Consider the following 22,178-nt stretch of genomic DNA (forward strand, 5'->3'; position numbering starts at 1 on the left):
ACCATGAGCAACACCGAACAGACCGAACAGCCCGGTGGGCCCGGCGACCCCGGGCGGGCCGTACCGGACGAGCAGTCCCTCGGCGCCGCCGGCGAGCGGCTCTCCACCACCCCCGACCAGGCCCCCGAGCCCGCGTCGGCCGGGCTCCCGGCCCTCGGCCCCGTCGGCTGGATCCGCTGGTTCTGGCGGCAGCTCACCTCCATGCGGGTCGCGCTGATCCTGCTGTTCCTGCTCTCCCTCGGCGCGATCCCCGGCTCCCTCATCCCGCAGAACGGCGTGGACGAGACGAAGGTCAACGCCTTCAAGGAGTCCCACAGGACGCTCGCGCCGATCTACGAGAAGCTCCAGCTCTTCGACGTCTACAGCTCGGTGTGGTTCTCCGCGATCTACATCCTGCTGTTCGTCTCCCTCATCGGCTGCATCGTCCCGCGCAGCTGGCAGTTCGTCGGCCAGCTCCGCAGCCGCCCGCCGGGCGCGCCCAAGCGGCTCACGCGCCTCCCCGCGTACACGACCTGGCGCACGGAGGCCACGCCCGGGCAGGCCCGCGAGGCGGCGCTGAAGTTGCTGCGCAAGAGGCGCTTCCGGACCCATGTGGCGGGCGACGCGGTCGCCGCGGAGAAGGGCTACCTCCGCGAGGCCGGCAACCTCCTCTTCCACATCTCGCTCATCGTGATGCTCCTCGCCTTCGCCGCCGGGCAGCTCTTCCGGTCCGAGGGCGGCAAGCTGATCGTCGAGGGCGACGGCTTCGCCAACACGCTCAGCCAGTACGACGACTTCCGCTCCGGCCCGATGTTCTCCCTGGACGACCTGAGCCACTTCAGCTTCGAACTGAAGCAGTTCACCGGGACGTACGAGGCGACCGGGCCGCAGCGCGGCACCCCCCGCACCTTCGAGGCCGACATCACGTACGCGGAGAACGGCGGCCCGGACAAGAAGGCCGTGATCCGGGTCAACGAGCCGCTGGAGGTCGACGACACGAAGGTGTACCTGATCGAGCACGGGTACGCCCCCGTCGTCACCGTCCGGGACGGCAAGGGCGAGATCGTCAGCCGGGAAGCCGTGCCGCTGCTGCCGATCGACGCCAACGTCACCTCGCAGGGCGTCGTCAAGATCAAGGACGGCTACAGGGACAAGAACGGCAAGAGGGACCAGTTGGGCATCCCGCTGTTCTTCGTGCCGACCTTCGCGGGCGAGGGCCAGGGGCAGATGTTCTCCGTGTTCCCCGCGGTCGTGGACCCGCGGCTGAGCGTCTCCGCGTACCGCGGCGACCTGCGCGCCGACTCGGGCGTGCCGCAGAACGTGTACCAGCTGGACACCAGCAAGATGACCCCGTTCAAGGACGCGAACGGCGACATCCTGAAGAAGCAGCTCAAGCCCGGCGAGACCTTCACGCTGCCGGACGGGGCCGGCTCGATCACCTTCGAGAAGGAGATCAAGGAGTGGGCCAGCTTCCAGATCAGCCAGCAGCCCGGCAACGGCTGGGCGCTGACCGGCGCCGTCGCCGCCATCCTGGGCCTCGTCGGCTCGCTGTTCATCCAGCGGCGCCGCGTCTGGGTGCGGGCCGTCGAGGGCGAGGACGGCGTGACCGTCCTGGAGATGGCGGGGCTGGGGCGCAGCGAGTCCGCGAAGCTCCCCGAGGAGCTGGCCGAGCTGGCGGCCGCGCTCCACTCCGTCGCGCCCACCGCGCCGCCCGCGCCCGCGGGGCACGAGCCGGCGGGCGACGAGCCCGCGGGCGACACGCCGGCGGACGACGCCGAGAACCGTGACGCCGCCGCCCACGACACCGTGGACGGCGACGCCGAACCCGCCGAAGAGGCTGTTCCTGCCGAAGGGGCATCGCAGTGACCATCGCCGCCGCCAACGAGAACCTGGCGCACATCAGCAACGTCCTCGTCTACTCGGCCATGGCCGTGTACACCCTGGCGTTCCTCGCGCACATCGCCGAGTGGGTGCTCGGCAGCCGCAGCAAGGTCGGCCGCACCGCAGCCGCCCTCACCGCCACCGGCGGCGCGTCCGCCGCGCCCGCCGTCCAGGTGCGCGGCAAGCAGGCCGCCGGGTCCGCCGGCACCGCCGTGCTCGACAGGCCCGCGATCGTCACGCGCGGCGCCGCCGGGGCGCGGAACGTCCCGGACGGCCCCGGCGCGGCCGCCGGCGACGAGAAGGGCGACCTGTACGGGCGCATCGCCGTGTCGCTCACCGCGCTGGCGTTCCTGCTGGAGGCCGGCGGCGTCGTCTCCCGCGCCATGTCCGTGCAGCGGGCGCCGTGGGGCAACATGTACGAGTTCTCGCTGACGTTCTCCACCGTCGCGGCCGGCGCGTACCTCGCCTTCCTCCTCGCCGGGAAGAACGTCCGCTGGCTCGGCCTGCCCCTGGTCACCACCGTCCTCCTCGACCTGGGCCTCGCCACCACCTGGCTCTACACCGAGAGCGACCAGCTCGTCCCCGCCCTCGACTCGTACTGGCTGTGGATCCACGTCTCCACCGCGATCTTCTGCGGCGCGGTCTTCTACATCGGCGCCGTGACCACGCTGCTGTACCTGCTGCGCGACGGGTACGAGGCCAAGGTGGCGCGCGGCGAGACGCCGGGCGCGCTCAGCCGGTCGATCATGGAGCGGCTGCCCGCCGCCGCGACGTTCGACAAGTTCGCGTACCGCGTCAACGCCGCCGTCTTCCCGCTGTGGACGTTCACGATCATCGCGGGCGCCATCTGGGCCGGTGACGCGTGGGGCCGCTACTGGGGCTGGGACGCCAAGGAGGTCTGGTCCTTCATCACCTGGGTCGCCTATGCCGCGTACCTGCACGCCCGCGCGACGGTCGGTTGGAAGGGCCGCAAGGCGTCGTACATCGCGCTCATCGCCTTCGCCTGCTGGCTGTTCAACTACTACGGCGTGAACCTCTTCGTGAACAGCCTGCACTCGTACGCGGGCGTCCAGTGACCCCTCCGCGGCGGTAGCGGGCGGCGCGCCGCCGCGCGGCACCGGAGGAGTCGGCGGGCGCGCCGTCACGGCGGGTCGGCGCCGCCGGGGCCCGCGGTGACCGGCGCGTCCCGCGGTCCGCGGCCCTCCCCGGCCGCCCCGGGGAGGCCGTGCGGCCGGCCGCCGCGGACCGCGCCGGCCCCGGTTCCCGGCCGGGCGCCGCCGCCGGCGTGCCGGAGCCCCGGCCCGGCGGGGCGGTCCTCCCGCGCGGTCCCAGTGGCCCCGGTGGCCCCGGCGGTCCCGCTGTGTCCGGGACGGTCACCGCGCGGCCTCCGGTCATGAGCGCCCCCGGCTATGAGCGGCTCCGGCCACGGGCGCACCCGTCATGGTCGGCCCCGGCCACGGGCGGCCCGCCCTCCGGCCACGCCATGGCCACGAACCGCGGCGTGCTCCGCGTGAGCTGCACCACCGGCACCGCCTTGTTGTACGGGTTGCCGTGGTTGTCCAGGCAGATCCAGCCGCTCGCGCCCGTCACCTTCAGGGAGCCCTTCACCCGCGGCCACTGCTCCGCCACGTCCCTGAGCGGCGGGACGTGGGCGCCCGGGGGCGTCGCCTCCCGGATGGCCCGTACGGCCATCGCCATCGCGTCGTGCGCGACGATCGCCTGCCCGTCCGTGAGCGTGACCCGCCCGATCGGCCCCACCGGTTCCTCCGCCACCTCGCCCAGCGTCCGTACGAACTCCGCGTACGCGTCCGCCGAGCCGCCCGTCGCCGGCGGCCGGTACCCGGCCCGCGCCCGCCAGGCGTCCGGGTGCGCCAGCGCCGCGTAACGGACCGTCAGCCCCGAGTCGAGCGCCGACCGGTCCAGCTGCGGGTCCGCGCCCAGGTACGAGCCCTCGTCGCCGGTCAGCACCGTGAACCGGCGCTCCGTGCAGCCGCGCGCGCCCAGCGCGTTGATGAACTGCCGCAACTGCGTGTGGCGCCCGGCGAAGAACACCGTCTCCGCGCGCGTGTCGCACACCAGGTGCGTGATCTGCCGGAACGTGTTGGCCGTCGTGCCCTCGGCGTTCGGGTCGTCGGCGGACGTGAACAGCACCGGCTCGTACGGGGAGCGGGCCAGCAGGCTGGAGAATGCGTTCTTCAGGGAGTTCGTGTAGTAGTCACCGGTCCGCGTGTCGTGCACGAGCAGCGCCTTCGTCGCGTCCACCCGCCGGCCGAAGCCGGCGAGGGCGCGCGCCTCGTCGCCGTTGGTGGGGGAGACCCGGGCGAGGCCGGGGAAGCGGTCGCGGCCGGGACCGTTGGCGAGGTCGTCGGCGGTGATCGTGGTGCCCACGACGGCGATGCCGGCGCGGGTCAGCTCCCCGACCGCGTTCCGCACGGGGGTGCTGCTGGTCGCGATGCCCGACACGGCCCGCAACTGGTGCGGGGCGCCCGTCATGGCCTTCAACTGGTCGACGGCCGTCTTCCAGTGGACGTTGTCCTTGCCGGTGTTGGCGAGGAGGAGCCGTACCTTCGGGGACTCGTTGTTCCGCCGGTTGGCCCGGTACTGCTGCGCGAACGCGCCCTGCAGCTCGCCCCGGACCTTCTCGCGGAGCCCCGGGCTCGTCGACGACAGCGGGAGCAGCAGGGCGACCGTCGCGTACCGGCCCTCCTCCAGCGTGGCGTTCTCCCGCCCGATGGCCGCCGCGACCTGGGTCAGGTGCGGCTGGCCGAAGTCGTAGCCGTTCCCGGCGGTGGCGACGCCGACGCACTCGGCGCTGCCCGCGGGCCGGGCGACGCCCGGCGCGCACGACCGGTCCTCGGGCGTGGTGACGCGCTGCACGACGGTGACGGTGCCCCAGGCGAGCAGGGCCAGCACCACCGTACTGGTGACGATCTTCTGGCGGACGGTGTAGAAGACGCGGTACCGGAAGGGGTTCTCCATGCTCGTCAGGCTCCTTCCTCGCTGCCCGGCGACGACGGCGCACGCCAGGCCCGTATGTCCCTCGGCCAGTGGGTGGCCGCGTCCCACAGCGGGAGGCTGCCGGTCAGGTGGCGGCCGGAGAGCTGGCGCAGCTCGTACGCCATCCGCTCGACCACGTCGTCGTCGGGCAGCGCCAGCGGATCGGTGAGCAGCCACACCGCGTGCAGCAGCCGCCGCACCGACTGGTGCAGGGCCCTGGTCCCCTCGTCGAGCCCGGCCAGCTCCTCGACCGGGCCCGGGTCCTGCCCGAGCGCCACCGCGCGGCGCGGGTCGGGGCCGGCGCGGTCCGGGTCGCGCGGGTACGGCGCGGACGCGACGAACAGCAGCCGGTCCAGCCAGCCGCCCACGTCCGGGTCCGGGAACGCCTCCCGCAGCGCGGTCACCGCGTCGCCCGTGCGCCCCAGCGCCAGCTCCTGGCGGAGCCGGTACGGGGTGGGGCGCGGGCCGTAGTGGGCGAGCAGCGTCTCGTGGACGGCCCGCCACGCCGCGTACGCGGGGGCGTCGCCGTCGTGGAAGCGGAGCCGGTGCAGGAGGAGGGCGCGCAGCAGCGGGTCGGTGACGAAGTACGAGGGCGCGGCACCCGCCCGCCCCCCGGTCCCGTCCCCGCCGGCCCCCGCCCCGCCGGGGCGCGCCGTCCCCGCCGGCCAGCCGTCCGCCCGCAGCGCGTCCCGCAGCCGCAGCGCCACGTCCCCCTCCACGGAGGCGGCCCGCAGCCGGGTGCGGGCCAGCACCCGCGCCGACTCCTCGTCGTGCGCGGCCGCCAGTACGGTCAGCGCGGCCGCCTCCTCGGGGCGCAGCTCCGGCAGCAGCACGTCCAGCAGCGTTTCGGCGACCGGCACGGCGGGGGAGTCCTCCCGCACCTCGACCGTCAGGTCCAGCAGCGCGCCCGGCGTGAGGGAGCCGCGCACCCCCGCCGGGGCCTCGCCCGCGGCCCGCCCCAGCAGCGCCACGCCCACCGGCCGCCCGCCAGTCAGCCGGTGGACGCCGCCGGGCAGTTCGGGGGGCGTGCGGCCGGCCGGGTCGTACTGGTCGAACAGGCTCCGCGTCTGCGCGGCGCTCAGCGGCGTCAGCTCCACGGCGAGGACGCCCGACGTGATGTCCGTGCCGCGCGGGCAGGGCGCCCGGTGCGCGACCTCCGGCAACCTCAGCCGCGTCGCGCGGCGCAGCCCCTCGTGGTCCCGGTCGCGGGACGCCGCGATGACGACGACCTGGTCGCGGCGGCCGTCCGCGCGGTCCCGGAGGATCGGCTCGACGAGGCGGCGGCCCAGCGGGAGGTGGGCGTTGTCCAGCAGGACCACCGGTCGCCCGCGCCGCGTGCCGAGCCGGGTCAGGCCGACGTACGCGCGGCGCAGGTCCTCGACGAGCGCGCCGACGAGGAAGCCCTCCGCGCCGGCGCGGCGGGTGCCGCCCTGCGAGAAGTCCACGGCGAGCTGGCGCAGGCCGAGCTTGCCGTTGCCGCCGCCGCTGCGGTAGGCGCCGTACCAGGTCTCCGAGCGGCGCTGGGACCGGCCGAAGACGTCCTCCAGGAGGGTCTCCACCGTCGCCTCCGCGAGGACCCCGGCCAGCGGCGCGGCGCCGTCCACGACCGTCGCGGCGAGCTTCGCGAGGACCTTTCCGACCCAGGTGGAGGCCGCGCCGCGCGACTCGTCGACCGTCGACAGGACCGGTCCGAGGCGCTGGAGGTCGCGGCGGGCCCGCTCGTCGTCCTCCTGCGACCAGCTGATGCTCGCGACGGCGGCGAGGCCCAGCGCGAGGCGCGGGAACTGCACGGGCTTCGCCGACAGCACGCGCGGCGAGAGCTGCACGGCCAGCTCGGCGAGGGCACCGGTGACCGGGGACCAGCCGGGGCCGTGCTCGGCGGGCTCCTCCACGCGCGCGCAGTCGAGGAGGGCGAGCGGGGTGCCGCGGCGGTAGGCGTTGCGGATCTGCTTGAGCAGCGCGGTCTTGCCCATGCCGCGCCCGCCGGTGAAGACGGTGACGGGCGGGTCGTCGCCGTGCTCGTAGCGGACGCCGGAGAAGCCGTACGGGGCGAGGCCGGTCAGGCGCGCGACGAGACCGGACGGGTCCAGGACCGCCTCACGGCCGTACAGCTCTCTGTCCACCCGCCACCCCCGCGCAGCGTCAGCGTCAGCGTCACGGGAAACGTCCCGTCACGCCTTCAGGGGGGCAGGATAGCCCTGGGCGACCGCGGCGTGGCGGAGTGTTTTCGAACTGATGCCGTACCCGTACGCACCGGTGCGCGGCGGCGGCCGTCAGGGCTGCCGGGGGTCCTCGTCGCCCTTGCCCGTGCCGCCGTCGCCCTGCTCGCGGCGCTTCAGCTCCTCCTCGCGGCGGCGGAGGTCGGCCTCCCAGTCCTCGAGGAGGGACTCGTCCTTCCCCTTCTCCTCGCGCAGGGACCTCAGGAACTCGGGGTTGTCGTCGGGCGCCACCCACCCGGCGCGCTGGCCGCGGCGCCACTCGCCGGGCGCACGGCCGCCGGCCGGGGCGCGCCGCGCCCTGCCCGCGACGAGCCAGACGACGGGGCCGACGATCCAGAAGAGCAGGATGATGAAGACCCACGCCACCTTGGGCAGGTGCTTGGTCTCGTCCTCGGGGGTGTTCAGGCAGTCGATGAACGCGTAGATCGTCAGCGCGATCGGCAGGATGTACATCAGCGCCCTGAGCATGTGGGACAGCCCCCTGATTCCGCTGGCGGGCCGCGCGCGGCGGGCCCCGGTGACGTACCCAGGGTATCGGGTGCCCCCGGCCTCCCCTCCGCGCGCGCTTCCCGCACCCGCCGCCGCCCCGGACCGGGCCCGTCCGTCCCGCCGCCGTCCCGACCGCCGGGGCGAAACGCACGGGCCGGGCGCGGGGCGGAGGACGGGCTCCGGGATACTGGGGACCATGGCTTACGACGATCTCCGCTCGCTGCTCCGAGCGCTGGAGCGAGAAGGCGACCTCAAGCGCATCAAAGCCGAAGTCGACCCACACCTGGAGATCGGGGAGATCGTCGACCGGGTCCAGAAGGCCGGCGGGCCCGCGTTGCTGTTCGAGAACGTCAAGGGCTCCTCGATGCCCCTGGCGATGAACGTCTACGGCACCGACCGCCGCCTCCTCAAGGCCCTCGGCCTCTCCTCGTACGGGGAGATCGGCGACAAGGTCGGCGGGCTGCTCAAGCCGGAGCTGCCGAGCGGGTTCGTCGGCGTCCGCGAGGCGTTCGGGAAGCTCGGCGCGATGACCCACGTACCGCCGCGCAAGGTCAAGGACGCCCCCGTCCACGAGGTCGTCCTGCGGGGCGACGACGTGGACCTCGACCAGTTGCCCGCGCTGTTCACCTGGCCCAAGGACGGCGGCTCGTTCTTCAACCTGGGCCTCACCCACACCAAGCACCCCGAGACCGGCGTCCGCAACCTCGGCCTCTACCGCCTCCAGCGCCACGACCGCCGCACCATCGGCATGCACTGGCAGATCCACAAGGACAGCCGCAACCACTACCAGGTCGCCGCCCGCCGCGGCGAGCGGCTGCCCGTCGCCATCGCGTTCGGCACCCCGCCCGCCGTGACGTACGCGTCGACGGCGCCGCTGCCGGAGGACATCGACGAGTACCTGTTCGCCGGCTTCCTCCAGGGCAAGCGGATCGAGATGGTCGACTGCAAGACGGTCCCGCTCCAGGTCCCCGCGCACGCCGAGGTCGTCCTGGAGGGCTGGCTGGAGCCGGGCAGGACGCTGCCGGAGGGCCCGTTCGGCGACCACACGGGCTTCTACACGCCGCAGGAGGAGTTCCCGGCGCTCACCATCGACTGCGTCACGATGCGCCGGCGCCCTCTGCTCCAGTCGATCGTCGTCGGGCGCCCGCCGACCGAGGACGGGCCGCTGGGCCGCGCGACGGAGCGTTTCTTCCTGCCCCTCCTCAAGATCATCGTTCCGGACATCGTCGACTACCACCTGCCGGAGTCGGGCGGCTTCCACAACTGCGCGATCATCTCGATCGACAAGAAGTACCCGAAGCACGCCCAGAAGGTCATGCACGCCGTCTGGGGCGCGCACATGATGTCGCTGACCAAGCTCGTCGTGATCGTCGACTCCGACTGCGACGTGCACGACCTCCACGAGGTCTCCTGGCGCGCCCTCGGCAACGTCGACTACTCCCGCGACCTCACCGTCGTCGAGGGCCCCGTCGACCACCTCGACCACTCCTCGTACCAGAAGTTCTGGGGCGGCAAGGCCGGCATCGACGCCACCCGCAAGTGGCCCGAGGAGGGGTACGTCCGGGACGGCGGCTGGCCCGAGATGATCGAGTCCGACCCGGCGGTCGCCGCGAAGGTGACGCGGCGCTGGAAGGAGTACGGCCTGTGAGCCCCGTCCCCGTGGGCGGCCCGGCCCTCTTCATCGGCACCGACACGGCCTACGTGGCGCTCGTGCGCCCCGAGCTCGACCCGGCCGACCCGGGCGTCCGGCTGGCCGCCGAGCGGGCCGGGGTGGACCCCGAGGAGTTCGCGGGCGCCGGTGACGTCTGGGCGGTCATGGTCGAGGACGACGGCGAGGGCGACGGGTTCGAGCTGCCCGGCGTGCGGGACGCCGAACCGGCCGGTTTCGCCGAGCGGCTGCGCGCCGAACTCGCCGCCGCGTCCGCGTCCGCGCCCGGCGCCGCGCCCCGGCCGTTCACGGTCGACGGCGGCGCCGTGCTGCGCCTGGAGGCCCGTCCGGCCGGCGGGGCGGCGTACGCCTTCACGGCCCGCGTCACCCCGCCCGACGACGGCACCTCGCAGCCGCGCGCCGTGGAGACGGGCCCGGTGCCCACCGCCGAACTGCTGGCCGACCTCGACGCGTTCCTCGGGAGCCTCGCATCATGACGACCACCGACGGCGTCGCGGGCCCGGTCCCCGCGCGCCGGCCGACCGGCAGGGTGAAGGTCTTCCTGCGCCTGGTGATGATCGAGCACTCGGTCTTCGCGCTGCCCTTCGCGTACATCGCCTCCCTCACGGCGATGTACCTGCACGGCGGGAGCGTCGACTGGTGGACGCTGCTCCTCGTCACCGTCGCCATGGTCGGGCTCCGCACCTTCGCCATGGCGTGCAACCGGATCATCGACCGGGAGATCGACGCCCGCAACCCGCGCACCGCCGGCCGCGAGCTGGTCACCGGCGCGATGTCCGTACGGTCCGCCTGGGCCGGCGCGCTCGTCGCCCTCGCCGTCTTCCTGGGCGCGGCGGCGCTGCTGAACCCGCTGTGCCTGGCGCTCGCGCCGGTCGCGGTCGTCCCGATGGTGGTCTACCCGTACGGCAAGCGGTTCACGAACTTCCCGCACGCGATCCTCGGCCTGGCGCAGGCCATGGGTCCGGTCGGCGCGTGGCTCGCGGTCACCGGGGCGTGGTCGTGGGACGCCGTGGTGCTGGGCCTCGCCGTCGGCGTGTGGATCGGCGGCTTCGACCTGATCTTCGCGTGCCAGGACGTGCACGCCGACCGGGCGCACGGCGTCATGTCCGTGCCGGCCCGCTTCGGCATCCCGGCCGCGCTGTACGGGGCGCGGGGCGCGCACGCCGTCACGATGGGCCTCTTCGTCTGGTACGCGCTGCTGACCGGCGCGGGGCCGTGGTTCTGGGTCGGGCTGGCGATCGTCGCGTGCGCGTTCCTGTACGAGCACGCGATCGTGCGGCCGGGCGACCTGTCCCGCCTGAACAGGGCGTTCTTCACGGTCAACGGCTTCATCGGCATAGCCCTGTTCGGGTGCGCCCTGATCGATCTCGTGGTGCGGGGTCTGACCGTCTGAGTAGCGTCTGGCCTACCATCGGGGGCAGGACAGGGAGGCTGACGTGACCACCTCGCAGACCGAACACCTGCACTCGCAGCTCACCCGCTTCGAGGACATGTTCCCCGGCTATCGGACCGAGATCGTCGAGGGCAACATCATGATGAGTCCCGTTCGGGCCTTCCACGCGAAGACGATTCGCCTCGTGTGGAACCTCCTGGAGCCGCAGCTCGCGCCCCAGTGGCAGTGCGTCAGCGACGTGGCCTTCCCCTTCAGCGCGGACTTCGAGTTCTGCCCGGACCTCGCGGTGATCCCCGCGGAGGAGGAGGCGCGCAACCTCAGCGCCTACTCCCCCGACCTGATCGAGCTGGCCGTCGAGGTCGTCTCGCCGAGCAGCGTGCGCAACGACTACGAGGTCAAGGACCGGCAGTACGCGGCCCGCGACATCGCCCACTACCTGATCCTCGACCCGTGCAAGGGCCACCTCGCCACGCGCTGGAACCCCGGGCCCGAGGGCTACCGGGGCCGGGACGTCGTCCCGTACGGCGGCAAGGTCGTCGTCGACACGGGGATCGGCCGCCTCACGATCGACACCAGCGGCCTGCCCGTCGACCCCGGCGCCTGAGACCCGGCGGTCGAGGCCCGGCGGCTCTGGGACCCGCCGTTTGAGGCCGGGCGTCTGAGACCGGGCGTCTGCTCCGGCGCCCCCCGACCCGTGCCCCCCCTCGTGCCCGTCCCGGGGGTGTCCGCCGCCCGTCCCGGGGTGCCCGTCGGCCGTCCCGGGGGTGCCCGGGGGCCGGAGCGGGCCCGCGCGCGGTGGCCGGGGGAGGCGGGCGGATAGGCTCGTCGCCGTGGAGCCGGTAGATGAGCAGCGTCGTCGTCCGTGGGTCGTCGGAGTGTCCGGTGCGTCCGGGACGCCGTACGCGGCAGCCGTACTGCGCGGACTGCTCGCGGCGGGGGAGAGCGTCGACCTGGTGGTGTCCCGCGCGTCGCGGCTGACGCTGCTGGACGAGACCGGGATCTCCTTCCGGGACGCGCGCTGGCGCGAGGACCTGGAGGAGTGGCTGTCGCGCGGCGCGGACGGCAAGCCGCGGACGTTCGACGTGGACGTGGCGGGGGCGGACATACGCCACTGGGCGGCGGGCGACCTCGCCGCGGGGCCGTCGTCGGGGTCGTACCCGGCGAAGGGGATGCTGATCGTGCCCGCGTCCACGGCCTGTGTGGCCGGGGTGGCGCTGGGCCTGTCGAAGGACCTGCTGCAGAGGTCGGCGAGCGTGGTGCTGAAGGAGCGCCGCCCGCTGGTCGTCGCCGTGCGGGAGACCCCGCTGAACGGGCAGACGCTCAAGCACCTGGTGGCGCTGGACGAGGCGGGCGCCGTGGTGCTGCCCGCCTCTCCGGCGTTCTACGCGGGGGCGACGCACATCCAGGACCTGGTGGACTTCGTCGCCGGACGGGTGCTGGACGCGGCGGGGGTGCCGCACCGGCTGTACCGCCGCTGGAAGGGGGAGCTCGGTGGCTCCCGGAAGGGCTGACGGCCCGGCGTCGCCGGGGTCAGCGCCTCTTCGTACGGATCGTCGTGGCGCGCCCCTCGCCGGCCGCCTCCTGGCGGGTCGTGGCGGCCGCCTTGCGGACACGCGAGCGATGGGCCTGCTCCTGCATGGAACGCATGTGGGCGTAGGCCATCTCGATCGTGTACACGGTGAGTGTCATCTCCTGAAGGATCGTCGTTGATCGTTTGAATGAATCACAGGGAAACAGCCCCTGTGTGCCTTAGATTCTACACCCGTACTGCTGAATTGCTGATTAATGGAAGGCTTCAGGTCTATGGACGCCGTGGATAGGCAGCTCATCCAGGCCCTGCGGGAGAACGGCAGGGCCTCGTACGCCGAACTCGGCCGCCTCGTGGGGCTCTCCGGGCCCTCCGTCACCGACCGCATCAACCGCCTGGAGGCGGCCGGCGTCATCACCGGCTACCGCGCGACCGTCGACGCCGCCTCCCTGGGCCTCGGCGTGACGGCGCTGATCGGCATCTCCCTGTCCGACGCCGCCGACCACGAGGACGTGGCGCGCCGGCTGAAGGACCTGCCGGAGATCGAGGACTGCTGGTTCATCGCGGGCGACGACTCGTACATGCTCAAGATCCGCGCCAGCGACGTGGACGGCCTGGAGAAGATCATCCGCCGGCTGTCCGGCACCAAGGGAGTGTCCCGCACCCGCACCACGATCGTGCTCTCCACCAAGTGGGAGAACCGCGTCGGGGACCTCCCGGAGCAGCCCTGACCCGTTGGCGGTGGTGGGTGACTCCGCCCCGGGGGCGGGGGAGTACGGTGGGTGGGGCCCGTTGGGCCGCAGGTGACGTTGGGTCGACGTAGTGGGAGGCGGAGCCGTATGGACGCGGGGCTCAAGCGCGAGCTGGAGGAGAAGGTCCGGTCCGGGGAGCGGCTGACCCGTGAGGACGGCATCGCCCTGTACGCGTCGGACGACCTCGCCTGGCTCGGCGGCCTGGCGCACGAGGTGCGCACGCGCAAGAACGGCGACGTGGTCCACTTCAACGTCAACCGGCACCTCAACATGACGAACGTGTGCACGGCGTCGTGCGCGTACTGCTCGTTCCAGCGGAAGCCGGGCGAGAAGGACGCGTACACGATGCGCATCGAGGAGGCCGTCCGCCTCGCCAAGGCGATGGAGTCGGACAACCTGACGGAACTCCACATCGTCAACGGGCTCCACCCCAACCTGCCGTGGCGCTACTACCCCCGGTCGCTGAGCGAGCTGAAGAAGGCCCTGCCGAACGTCTCCCTGAAGGCGTTCACGGCGACGGAGATCCACCACTTCGAGAAGATCTCCGGAATGCCCGCCTCCGAGATCCTCGACGAGCTCATCGACGCCGGCCTGGAGTCGCTGACCGGCGGCGGCGCGGAGATCTTCGACTGGGAGGTCCGCCAGCACATCGTCGACCACGACACCCACTGGGAGGACTGGTCGCGCATCCACCGGCTGGCGCACTCCAAGGGCCTGAAGACCCCGTGCACCATGCTGTACGGGCACATCGAGGAGCCCCGCCACCGCGTCGACCACGTGCTGCGCCTGCGCGAGCTGCAGGACGAGACCGGCGGCTTCCAGGTCTTCATCCCGCTGCGGTACCAGCACGACTTCGTCGACATGAAGGACGGCAAGATCCGCAACCGCCTCCAGGCGCGGACGACGATGGCCACCGGGGCGGAGGCGCTGAAGACCTTCGCGGTCTCGCGGCTCCTGTTCGACAACGTCCGGCACGTCAAGGTCTTCTGGGTCATGCACGGCCTCCAGACCGCGCAGCTCGCCCTCCAGCACGGCGCCGACGACATGGACGGCTCGGTCGTCGAGTACAAGATCACCCACGACGCGGACAACTACGGCACGCCGAACAAGCTCACGCGCGACGACCTGCTGGAGCTGATCCGCGACGCCGGGTTCCGCCCCGTGGAGCGGAACACGCGGTACGAGATCATCCGCGAGTACCCCGGCCCGGACGCCGCCCGCCGGGAGTCCCCCCAGCCCATGCGCCTCTGACCCGCCCGGGGCGGGGCCCGCCCCGGGACACCGCCGCCGGCGGCCCCGCGCCCGCGTCCTCCCCGCCGGGGAGCGGCCCGGCGACCAGGAGGACCGCCGGCAAGGCGCTGGTCGGCTCCCGCTCACGGGTGACGGAGCGGCGCGGCGTCCTCCTGCCGTACGAGGAGCGCGGCGAGTGCCCCGTCGCGACGGTCCGCCCCCTCGGCGGTCCTGCGCGCCGACGACCGCGACGAGGCGCACGCCGGGCCGGTCACCGACGTCCGGGTCGCCGCCCGCGTCCTCGGACGAGCCGCTTATCGTCGAGGGCATGGCGCTCAACTTCGTACTCGACCCGCCCGTCGACCGTCACCTCCGCGACGGTGTCCTCACCCTGTGGACGGACGTCACCAACGCCGGCGGCGCCGTCGGCTTCGTACCGCCCGTGACCCGCGAGGACGTCCGTCCGCAGTGGGTCCAGCACCTGGCCGCGATGGACGAGGGCCGCATGCGGCTGCTCGCCGGGTTCGACGAGGAGGACGGCTCCGTCGCCGCCACCGCGTTCCTCACCTCCAACACCCACCGCCTCATGGCCCACTGGGTGTGGCTGTACACCGTCATGGTCCACCCCCGCCACCACGGCAAGGGATACGGCCGCGCCCTGCTCGCCGCCTGCGAGGACGCCGCGCGCGGCATGGACGGCATCGAGGCGATCCGGCTGACCTGCCGGGGCGGCCTGGGCCTGGAGCGGTTCTACGCGTCGTGCGGCTACAAGGAGGTCGGCCGCGTCCCGGACGCCATCCGGGTCTCCGAGGACGACTACCGGGACGACGTCATCATGTTCCTCCCGTTGAACTGATCCATTCCGCCCGTGCTTCACTAGTCGGGCAGAACCGCGGTACGGAGTACGGAGAAGGAAGAAGGCCCATCGTGACCGCCACCACCAGGTCGAGCGCCACCCTCAAGTACACGCTCATGCGCCTCGGCGTCTTCGCCGGCTGCTTCGTCGTCCTCTACGCGCTGGTGTACTTCGGCCTCATCCCGCGCGGTCTCGGCGACTCCAACGCGCTGTGGGTGCTGCTCCTCTCCATCGTCGTGTCGGCGCCGCTCAGCTTCGTCCTGCTGCGCCGGCAGCGCGACGCGATGTCCGAGCAGATCGTCGAGCGGGTCGGCCACGCCAAGGCGCGGCTGGAGGCGAACCGCACGCAGGAGGACGGCGTATAAGGTTCGTCACACGACGCGCCCCCCTCGCCACCGCCCCGGACCGGAACGGACGTTCCCGCCCGGGGCGTTGTCATTCCCAGGCGTCCCACCCCACCCGCCTGTCAAAGAATGGCTTTGGGGTCCTCAAAGCCCAGGTGTTAACGTTCCTGTCATGAAGACCGCAGTGCGCCACCGCCACACGACCGCGAGCGTCCCGCTCGTGGCGCGCCTGCACGTCGATCTGTGCCTCTGCGCGTCCGCGGCCTGTCGCCGCGAGGTCTGAGCCCCCGCTCGCTTTGCGCCCGGCCGTCCCGCCCCCTTGCGCGGGCGCCGCCCTTGCCGTAATCCCTGACATCCGTACCCCCTCACGCCCTCCTGGAGTGTGTCCGTGTCCGCGCCCGCGCCCGCGTCCCCGCGCCGCATACCCAAGGTGCCCTTCTGGGCCCAGATCGTCGCCGGTCTCGTCCTCGGCGTGGTCCTCGGCTGGATCACCCGCAGCTACGACGTCCAGTGGCTGCACACCACCCTCGACAAGGTGGGCCACATCTTCGTCCAGCTGCTGAAGCTGGCCGTCGCCCCGCTGGTCTTCTTCGCGATCCTGGTGTCCATCACCAACCTGCGGAAGGTCAACAACGCCGCCCGGCTGGCCTCCCGCACGCTCCTCTGGTTCATGATCACGTCGCTGATCGCGGTCGTCATCGGCCTCGTCCTCGGCCTGCTCACCGACCCCGGCGCGGGCACCGGCCTGACCCCGAAGGACGGCCAGAAGCCGGAGAACGCCGGGTCCTGGCTGGACTTCCTCACCGGCATCATCCCGACGGACGTGATCACGCCCTTCACCGAGCTGAACGTCCTCCAGATCGTCTTCATGGCCGCCGTCGCCGGCATCGCCGCCCTCCAGCTCGGCGAGAAGGCCCAGCCGATCCTCACGTTCGCCGAGTCGGTGCTGGAGCTGCTCCAGAAGGCCCTGTGGTGGGTCATCCGCCTCGCCCCGATCGGCACGGTCGGCCTCATCGGCTACGCGATCGCCGAGTACGGCTGGCACCTGATCGGCAAGTACGCCACCTTCACCGCCGACGTCTACATCGGCTGCGCGCTGGTGATCTTCGGTGTGTACCCGCTGCTGCTGGCGACGGTCGCCAAGGTCAACCCGCTGCAGTTCTTCAAGGGCGCCTGGCCCGCGATCCAGCTGGCCTTCGTCTCCCGCTCCTCCGTCGGCACCATGCCCGTCACGGTCAAGGTCACCGAGCGGCTCGGCGTGCCGAAGGAGTACACGTCCTTCGCCGTCCCGTTCGGCGCCACCACGAAGATGGACGGCTGCGCCGCGATCTACCCGGCCCTCGCCGCGATCTTCATCGCGCAGATCTTCGACGTGCAGCTGGGCGTCAAGGAGTACCTGCTCATCGCGCTCGTCTCGGTGATCGGCTCGGCCGCCACGGCCGGACTGACCGGTGCGACGGTCATGCTGACGCTGACCCTCTCCACGCTGGGCCTGCCCCTGGAGGGCGTCGGCCTGCTCATGGCGATCGACCCGGTCCTCGACATGATGCGCACGGCCACGAACGTCGCCGGACAGGCGCTCGTCCCGGTGATCGTCGCCGCGCGCGAGAAGATCCTCGACCTCGACGCGTACAACTCGGCGTCGGCCTCCCCGGTCGACGAGCACGAGACGCGGCAGGCGGCGCCGGTCGCGGCCTGACCCCCGTCCCTCCCCACGGTGCCCCGTGCCCCCCGCCGAATCCCGGCGGGGGGCACGGGCGTTCGGTGCGGGCCCGCGGGCCCGTAGGCTTACCGGCTGCCGGGGACGAGGAGGGCGGGGCGCGTTTGAACGACACGGGGAACGCGAGGGCGGCGGGGACGGCGAGGAGCACGGAGGTCGCGGGGACCACGGGGGCTGCGGGGCACGCGGACGGGTCCGCCGGCGCCGGCGCCGCGCCGCGGGGCAGGCGGCTGCCGCGGGCGACGCGGGAGCGGCAGATGCTCGACGCCGCCGTGCGGGTCTTCGGCCGGCGCGGGTACCGGGCGGCGTCCATGGAGGAGATCGCCGAACTGGCGGGCGTGTCCAAGCCGCTGGTGTACCTCTACCTGAATTCCAAGGAGGACCTCTTCGCCGCCTGCGTACGCCGGGAGGCCGTCGCCCTGACGGCCGCCGTCCGGGCCGGGGCGGGCGACCCGGAACCGGACGTCCCCGTCGACCGCAGGCTGTGGGCAGGCCTCACCGCGTTCTTCGCCCACACGGCCGACAACCCGGACGGCTGGGCGGTGCTGCACCGCCAGGCCCGTACGAGCGGCGAGCCGTTCGCGGCGGAGGTCGCGGCGATGCGGGAGGAGATCACCGGCTTCGTCACCTCCCTGATCGTCACCGCGGCCCGCGAGGCCCACCAGGACCCGGCGCTCACGGCCCGCGACGTGGCGGGCCTCGCGCACGCCCTCGTCGGCGCGGCGGAGTCGCTCGCCGACTGGGCGAACACGACCCCGGACGTGACCGCCCGCGAGGCGGCGCGGACGCTGATGCGCTTCGCCTGGTCGGGCCTCGGCACCCTCGTACGCGACGGGGGCCGGGGGCCCCGGGGCTGAACGGCGCGGTACGGAACGGCGACCGGGGCATTGTCGGGGACCGTGGGGCGCCGCTAATTTACCGGCAAGTAAGTTGACTCGACCGTCAGCAACAGCCCCCGCCCACGGCACAACGGCCACCCACGCAAGGAGCCGCACGTGACAGTGGAACCGGTCCCCCCGCAGCGCGTCCGCGTCGACGGCGCGGTCCGCGAGGTCTCCGTACCCGCCCTCGCCCCGCCCGTGACGAGCGGCTCGCTCGGCGACATCCCCTTCGACAACGCCCGCGAGGACCCCACCGCCCCGGTCCTCAGCCGCAAGGACCGCGACGGCGTCTGGCGGGACGTCACGGCTGCCGCCTTCGCCGCCGAGGTCCTGGCCGTCGCCAAGGGCCTGGCGGCCCACGGGCTGCGGCCCGGCGACCGGCTCGCCATCATGGCCCGGACGACGTACGAGTGGACGCTCCTCGACTTCGCCGCCTGGGCCGCCGGGCTGGTCACCGTCCCCCTCTACCCGACGTCCTCCGCCTACCAGGCGCGCTGGATCCTCCACGACTCGGGCGCGGCGGCGTGCGTCGTCGAGGACGCCGACCAGGCCCGCCTCGTCAGCACGGAGCGTCGCGGGCTCCCCGGCCTCGCCCACCTCTGGGCGCTCGACACGGGCGCCCTCGGCACCCTGCGGCAGGCCGGGGCGGACGTCCCCGACGAGGTGGTGGCCGTCCGCCGGGCGGGCCGCTCCCCCGACTCGCTCGCCACCCTCGTCTACACCTCCGGCACCACGGGCCGCCCGAAGGGCTGCGCCCTGACCCACGGCAACTTCTTCGCCGAGGTCGACAACGCGGTGGAGCTCCTGCACCCCGTCTTCAGGTCCGTCAGCAAGGACCCGGCGTCGACGCTCCTCTTCCTGCCCCTCTCCCACGTCCTGGGCAGGATGGTCGCCGTCGGCTGCCTGCGGGCGCGGGTCCGCCTCGCGCACGCCCCGTCGATCGCGGCGGACGACCTGCTGGCCGACCTGGCGGCCTTCCGCCCGACGTTCCTGGTGGCGATCCCGTACGTCCTGGAGAAGGTCTACAACACGGCGCGGGCGACCGCCGAGAGCATGGGCCGCGCCGCCTCCTTCGACCGCGCGGCGGCGGTCGCCCGGCGGTACGGGGAGGCGGTGGAGGCCGCCGAACACGGCACGGGCCCCGGCCCGTCGTACGCCCTGCGCGCCGCCCGCGCCCTCTACGACCCGCTGGTCTACCGCCGCATCCGGGCCTCGCTCGGCGGCCGGGTCCGGTACGCGATCTGCGGCGGATCACCGCTGGGCCGCCGCCTGGCGGCGTTCTACGAGGGCGCGGGCGTCTCGGTGTTCGAGGGGTACGGCCTGACGGAGACGACCGCGGCGTCCACGGTGACGCCCCCGCAGCGCCCCCGCCTCGGCACGGTCGGCTGGCCCCTGCCGGGCACGTCGGTCCGCATCGCGGAGGACGGCGAGGTCCTGCTGCGCGGCGGCCACGTCTTCACCGGCTACTGGAACGCCGGGGCCGCCGCCCCGGCGCCCGTCTCCCCGGACGGCTGGCTCCCCACCGGCGACCTCGGCGCCCTGGACGAGGACGGCTACCTCACCATCACGGGCCGCAAGAAGGACATCCTCATCACGACGGGCGGCAAGAACGTCGCCCCGGCCCCGCTGGAGGACCACCTCCGCGCCCACCCCCTGATCGACCAGTGCGTCGTCCTCGGCGACGGCCGCCCGTACGTCACGGCGCTGGTCACCCTCGACCGGGACGGCCTGGAGCACTGGCGCCGCGTCCACAAGAAGCAGGACACCCCGCTCCCGGCCCTGACCCGGGACGGAGCCCTCCTGGCCGCCCTCCAGCGAGCCGTGGACGACGCCAACCGCCTGGTCTCCCGCCCGGAGTCCATCCGCCGCTTCCGCGTCCTTTCGACCTCCTTCACCGAACGGGCCGGCCACCTGACCCCGTCCCTGAAACTCCGCCGGGAGGCCATCGCCCGCGACTTCGCGACCGAGATCGAGGAGCTGTACGCGAACTGACGCCGGGACGGGACGGAATGAAACGCGGCCGGGACGGGTTGGGGTGATCGACTGGACGGTCTACGCGGTGAGTTGACGGAGGGGAGTCTGTGGTGGGCGGGGGAGAGCGGGAGTTCCTTTTTCTGTTGGGGAGTACGCGGACGGGGGGCAACACCGAGCAGTTGGCGCGGCGGGCCGCCGCGGGGCTGCCCGAGGCGGTGGGGCAGCAGTGGGTGCGGCTGATCGATCTGTCGCTGCCCGGCTTCCGGGACCTGCGGCACTCCGGGGACGGCACCTACCCGTCGCCCGGGGGCGACGCGCGGCGGTTGCTGGACGCCACCCTGCGGGCGACCGACATCGTGATCGCCTCGCCGCTGTACTGGTACAGCCTCTCGGCTCCGGTCAAGAACTACCTGGACCACTGGGCCGGTTGGCTGCGCGTTCCCGGGCTGGAGTTCCGGGCCCGCATGGCCGGCAAGACGCTGTGGGGCGTCACCGCCCTGGCCGACCAGGACCGGTCCGTCGCCGATCCGCTGGTCGGCACCCTGCGCCACACCGCCCGGTACATGGACATGCGCCTCGGCGGCGTCCTCCTCGGCAACGGCAACGCCCCGGGCCAGGTCCTGGCGGACGGCGACGCCCTGGAGGAGACCGACACCTTCCTCTCCGACGCTTCCCTGACGGCCGTGGCGCCGTAGCGCGATCGGGGCCGCCCGGCCGGGGCCTTCTCCGGCCGGGCGGGGTGGAGATCTTCTCCGGAGGCGGTCGATTGGTCGGGCGACAGGCCGGCCCGGTACGCCGTCCGCGGCGGCCACGAGCCGGTCCGGTGCGCCGTCGCCGTCCGCCCCGGGGAGAGCGGTCCTCCGCCCGCCCGGACCGCCCAGCCCGGTGCACGGACGTCGGGCCCCCCGTGCCGCCCGCCGGATGGCGGCGGGTGGACGAGCCGGGGCTGACCGTCTCCTTCGCCGTGCCGGACGGCTGGAAGCGGGTCGTCCGCAACGACGTCCAGAGCACCCGGCGCTCCCCGGACGGCGCCTTCGACCTGAGCGTCGGGCGGGACAGCACGTACGGTTCGACTCCCGAGGCGCGGCGGCCGGGCAGCTCGGCCGGTACCGCCGGACCGGTGAGTCCTCCACGGCGGGCATCACGGCCGGGACGCACTCCACCCGGCAGGGCGGCCGGACGCGCTGTGGCTGGAGATCGACTCCCACGGGGAGGGCCGGAGCGGGCCCCGCAAGCGCGTCGAGCTGTTCGTCGCGGGCCGCGCCGGGCACGTCTACCAACTGCTGGTCGACACCGCCGCCACCTCCGCGAACCTCGCGGAGCGGCGCCGGCTGTTCGGGCTCGCCCGCGACCTGCTGACCGTCGACGCCGCCCCGCCGTCCTAGCCGCCCGAGCCCGGAGGGCACCGGGCGGTCCCGTGGCCCCCGACCGGTGGCCCGGGTCCGCACCCGGCCCGCCCGCAGCGCGTCCCGGTGCCTCCGACCACGGCGCGGGCGGCCGGGCGTGGGCGGCCGGGCGTGGGCGGCCGGGCGGCCGGGGCCTGGTCGAGAGCCCCCGGATCAGGTCACCGGGAGCGCCCGTCCCGGGCGGCCCGCCAGTCGCGCAGGAGCTCCTCCACGTCGAAGGGGGTCAGGTTCAGCGGCGGGCCCGGGGGCGGGCGGCGGATCGCGGCGGCGATCTTCTCGTTGACCTCCGCCACGATGCGGCGCACCTGGGACTCGGAGGCCGCGCGGCCCACCGCCTCCAGGGCGTCCTCGGCCTCCTTGCGGAGGGCCAGGGTCGGGGGGAGGGCGGACAGGCCCTCGCGGTTCATCTTGCCCTTGACCCACCACAGCTCGTCGTAGGGCGCCGTGTCGTCGGGCAGGGGCTTGCCGAGGCCGGAGAGGCGGGCGAAGTCACCGCGCTCGGTCGCCTCGCGGATCTGCCTGTCGACCCATGACTCGAAGGTGATCCCGGGGGGTTTGCGTTCGGTCATGCGCCCAGGGTAGGCCGCGGGGCCCGGGCCGGGCAGTAGGGACCGGGCCAGGCCGCGGGGCCCGGGCCAGAGGCCCGCAGGACCCGGGGCCAAGGCCCGCCGGCCCGGGGATAGGCCGTAGGGCCCGGTTCAGGCCGCCAGGGCCCGGGACAGGGCGCGGGGCCCCGGTACAGGGCCCGGGTCGGGGCGCGGGACCCGGGTCAGGCCGTAGGACCTGGATAGGGCGCGGGGCAGGCCGTAGGACCCGGAATGGGCCGCAGGACCCAGGATGGGCCGCGGGCCCCGGGACTT

Annotated in this window: 20 protein-coding genes; 15 read left to right on the top strand and 5 right to left on the bottom strand. The window is 73.5% G+C overall.

All coding sequences use genetic code 11. The annotated features are described in order from the left end of the window. Nucleotides 1–3: 3 nt before the first annotated feature. Both resB and ccsB read left to right on the top strand, forming a co-directional pair. Nucleotides 4–1,845, top strand: coding sequence for a cytochrome c biogenesis protein ResB (resB, locus tag RND61_RS05880; RefSeq protein WP_315876697.1), 1,842 nt, complete (start codon nt 4–6; stop codon nt 1,843–1,845). Continuing rightward, a complete protein-coding gene (gene ccsB, locus RND61_RS05885; protein ID WP_315876698.1) occupies nt 1,842–2,936 on the top strand; it encodes a c-type cytochrome biogenesis protein CcsB in 1,095 nt (364 codons plus the stop codon). Before resB ends, ccsB begins: the two co-directional genes overlap by 4 nt. A 331-nt stretch (nt 2,937–3,267) precedes the next feature. Here ccsB and RND61_RS05890 read toward each other — a convergent pair whose 3' ends face one another. The 3 genes from RND61_RS05890 to RND61_RS05900 form a co-directional block, all read right to left on the bottom strand. Beyond that, entirely contained in the window at nt 3,268–4,839 is a 1,572-nt protein-coding gene (locus tag RND61_RS05890) for a hypothetical protein (protein WP_315876699.1), read from the bottom strand. A 5-nt stretch (nt 4,840–4,844) separates the two neighbouring features. Continuing rightward, a complete protein-coding gene (locus tag RND61_RS05895; protein ID WP_315876700.1) occupies nt 4,845–6,980 on the bottom strand; it encodes a hypothetical protein in 2,136 nt (711 codons plus the stop codon). Between the two features lie 150 nt (nt 6,981–7,130). After that, nucleotides 7,131–7,544, bottom strand: coding sequence for a PLD nuclease N-terminal domain-containing protein (locus tag RND61_RS05900; protein WP_315876701.1), 414 nt, complete (start codon nt 7,542–7,544; stop codon nt 7,131–7,133). Between the two features lie 217 nt (nt 7,545–7,761). Here RND61_RS05900 and RND61_RS05905 point away from each other — a divergent pair, with 217 nt between their 5' ends. The 5 genes from RND61_RS05905 (at nt 7,762) to RND61_RS05925 (ending at nt 12,138) form a co-directional block, all read left to right on the top strand. After that, nucleotides 7,762–9,213 carry a menaquinone biosynthesis decarboxylase gene (locus tag RND61_RS05905; RefSeq protein ID WP_315876702.1) on the top strand — a complete coding sequence of 484 codons (1,452 nt, stop codon included), beginning with the start codon at nt 7,762–7,764 and terminating at the stop codon, nt 9,211–9,213. Further along, nucleotides 9,210–9,710, top strand: coding sequence for a hypothetical protein (locus RND61_RS05910; RefSeq protein ID WP_315876703.1), 501 nt, complete (start codon nt 9,210–9,212; stop codon nt 9,708–9,710). The genes RND61_RS05905 and RND61_RS05910 overlap by 4 nt, the downstream gene beginning before the upstream one ends. Beyond that, nucleotides 9,707–10,627, top strand: coding sequence for a menaquinone biosynthesis prenyltransferase MqnP (mqnP, locus tag RND61_RS05915; RefSeq protein WP_315876704.1), 921 nt, complete (start codon nt 9,707–9,709; stop codon nt 10,625–10,627). Before RND61_RS05910 ends, mqnP begins: the two co-directional genes overlap by 4 nt. 43 nt (nt 10,628–10,670) lie before the next feature. Then, entirely contained in the window at nt 10,671–11,231 is a 561-nt protein-coding gene (locus RND61_RS05920) for a Uma2 family endonuclease (RefSeq protein ID WP_315876705.1), read from the top strand. A 226-nt stretch (nt 11,232–11,457) separates the two neighbouring features. Beyond that, nucleotides 11,458–12,138 carry a UbiX family flavin prenyltransferase gene (locus RND61_RS05925; protein ID WP_315876706.1) on the top strand — a complete coding sequence of 227 codons (681 nt, stop codon included), beginning with the start codon at nt 11,458–11,460 and terminating at the stop codon, nt 12,136–12,138. A 19-nt stretch (nt 12,139–12,157) separates the two neighbouring features. Here the strand turns inward: RND61_RS05925 and RND61_RS05930 are convergent, their stop codons facing one another. Continuing rightward, nucleotides 12,158–12,316, bottom strand: a complete 159-nt coding sequence (locus RND61_RS05930; RefSeq protein WP_315876707.1) for a hypothetical protein — start codon at nt 12,314–12,316, stop codon at nt 12,158–12,160. 114 nt (nt 12,317–12,430) lie between these two features. On the opposite strand from RND61_RS05930, the gene RND61_RS05935 reads away from it, so the two are divergent. From RND61_RS05935 to RND61_RS05970, 8 genes are all read left to right on the top strand, one after another. Beyond that, entirely contained in the window at nt 12,431–12,886 is a 456-nt protein-coding gene (locus RND61_RS05935; protein ID WP_315876708.1) for an Lrp/AsnC family transcriptional regulator, read from the top strand. Nucleotides 12,887–12,994: 108 nt separating this feature from the next. Next, nucleotides 12,995–14,158 carry an aminofutalosine synthase MqnE gene (gene mqnE, locus RND61_RS05940; RefSeq protein WP_315876709.1) on the top strand — a complete coding sequence of 388 codons (1,164 nt, stop codon included), beginning with the start codon at nt 12,995–12,997 and terminating at the stop codon, nt 14,156–14,158. A gap of 307 nt (nt 14,159–14,465) precedes the next feature. Then, on the top strand, nt 14,466–14,993 hold the full coding sequence (locus RND61_RS05945) for a GNAT family N-acetyltransferase (protein ID WP_315876710.1): 528 nt from the start codon (nt 14,466–14,468) through the stop codon (nt 14,991–14,993). A 71-nt stretch (nt 14,994–15,064) separates the two neighbouring features. Further along, nucleotides 15,065–15,358 carry a DUF4229 domain-containing protein gene (locus RND61_RS05950; protein WP_315876711.1) on the top strand — a complete coding sequence of 98 codons (294 nt, stop codon included), beginning with the start codon at nt 15,065–15,067 and terminating at the stop codon, nt 15,356–15,358. 361 nt (nt 15,359–15,719) lie between these two features. Further along, the gene (locus RND61_RS05955) at nt 15,720–17,036 is read left to right on the top strand and encodes a dicarboxylate/amino acid:cation symporter (RefSeq protein WP_315876712.1); all 1,317 of its coding nucleotides are present in this window, start codon (nt 15,720–15,722) and stop codon (nt 17,034–17,036) included. A 278-nt stretch (nt 17,037–17,314) separates the two neighbouring features. Further along, entirely contained in the window at nt 17,315–17,914 is a 600-nt protein-coding gene (locus RND61_RS05960) for a TetR/AcrR family transcriptional regulator (RefSeq protein ID WP_315876876.1), read from the top strand. A gap of 138 nt (nt 17,915–18,052) precedes the next feature. Then, a complete protein-coding gene (locus RND61_RS05965; protein WP_315876713.1) occupies nt 18,053–19,930 on the top strand; it encodes an AMP-dependent synthetase/ligase in 1,878 nt (625 codons plus the stop codon). A 125-nt stretch (nt 19,931–20,055) separates the two neighbouring features. Continuing rightward, nucleotides 20,056–20,607, top strand: a complete 552-nt coding sequence (locus tag RND61_RS05970; RefSeq protein ID WP_315876714.1) for a flavodoxin family protein — start codon at nt 20,056–20,058, stop codon at nt 20,605–20,607. Nucleotides 20,608–21,476: 869 nt separating this feature from the next. On the opposite strand, the gene RND61_RS05975 is transcribed toward RND61_RS05970, so the two are convergent. Further along, nucleotides 21,477–21,887 carry a DnaJ family domain-containing protein gene (locus tag RND61_RS05975; protein ID WP_315876715.1) on the bottom strand — a complete coding sequence of 137 codons (411 nt, stop codon included), beginning with the start codon at nt 21,885–21,887 and terminating at the stop codon, nt 21,477–21,479. Nucleotides 21,888–22,178 lie beyond the last annotated feature (291 nt).

The sequence above is a fragment of the Streptomyces tamarix genome (genome assembly GCF_032423885.1).
GTDB classification, from domain to species: domain Bacteria; phylum Actinomycetota; class Actinomycetes; order Streptomycetales; family Streptomycetaceae; genus Streptomyces; species Streptomyces tamarix.

Coding starts and splice junctions, on each gene's coding strand:
- resB (WP_315876697.1), top strand. CDS start 4: ATGAGCAACACCGAACAGACCGAACAGCCCGGTGGGCCCGGCGACCCC.
- RND61_RS05890 (WP_315876699.1), bottom strand. CDS start 4,839: ATGGAGAACCCCTTCCGGTACCGCGTCTTCTACACCGTCCGCCAGAAG.
- RND61_RS05900 (WP_315876701.1), bottom strand. CDS start 7,544: ATGCTCAGGGCGCTGATGTACATCCTGCCGATCGCGCTGACGATCTAC.
- RND61_RS05905 (WP_315876702.1), top strand. CDS start 7,762: ATGGCTTACGACGATCTCCGCTCGCTGCTCCGAGCGCTGGAGCGAGAA.
- mqnP (WP_315876704.1), top strand. CDS start 9,707: ATGACGACCACCGACGGCGTCGCGGGCCCGGTCCCCGCGCGCCGGCCG.
- RND61_RS05930 (WP_315876707.1), bottom strand. CDS start 12,316: ATGACACTCACCGTGTACACGATCGAGATGGCCTACGCCCACATGCGT.
- RND61_RS05935 (WP_315876708.1), top strand. CDS start 12,431: ATGGACGCCGTGGATAGGCAGCTCATCCAGGCCCTGCGGGAGAACGGC.
- mqnE (WP_315876709.1), top strand. CDS start 12,995: ATGGACGCGGGGCTCAAGCGCGAGCTGGAGGAGAAGGTCCGGTCCGGG.
- RND61_RS05945 (WP_315876710.1), top strand. CDS start 14,466: ATGGCGCTCAACTTCGTACTCGACCCGCCCGTCGACCGTCACCTCCGC.
- RND61_RS05960 (WP_315876876.1), top strand. CDS start 17,315: ATGCTCGACGCCGCCGTGCGGGTCTTCGGCCGGCGCGGGTACCGGGCG.
- RND61_RS05975 (WP_315876715.1), bottom strand. CDS start 21,887: ATGACCGAACGCAAACCCCCCGGGATCACCTTCGAGTCATGGGTCGAC.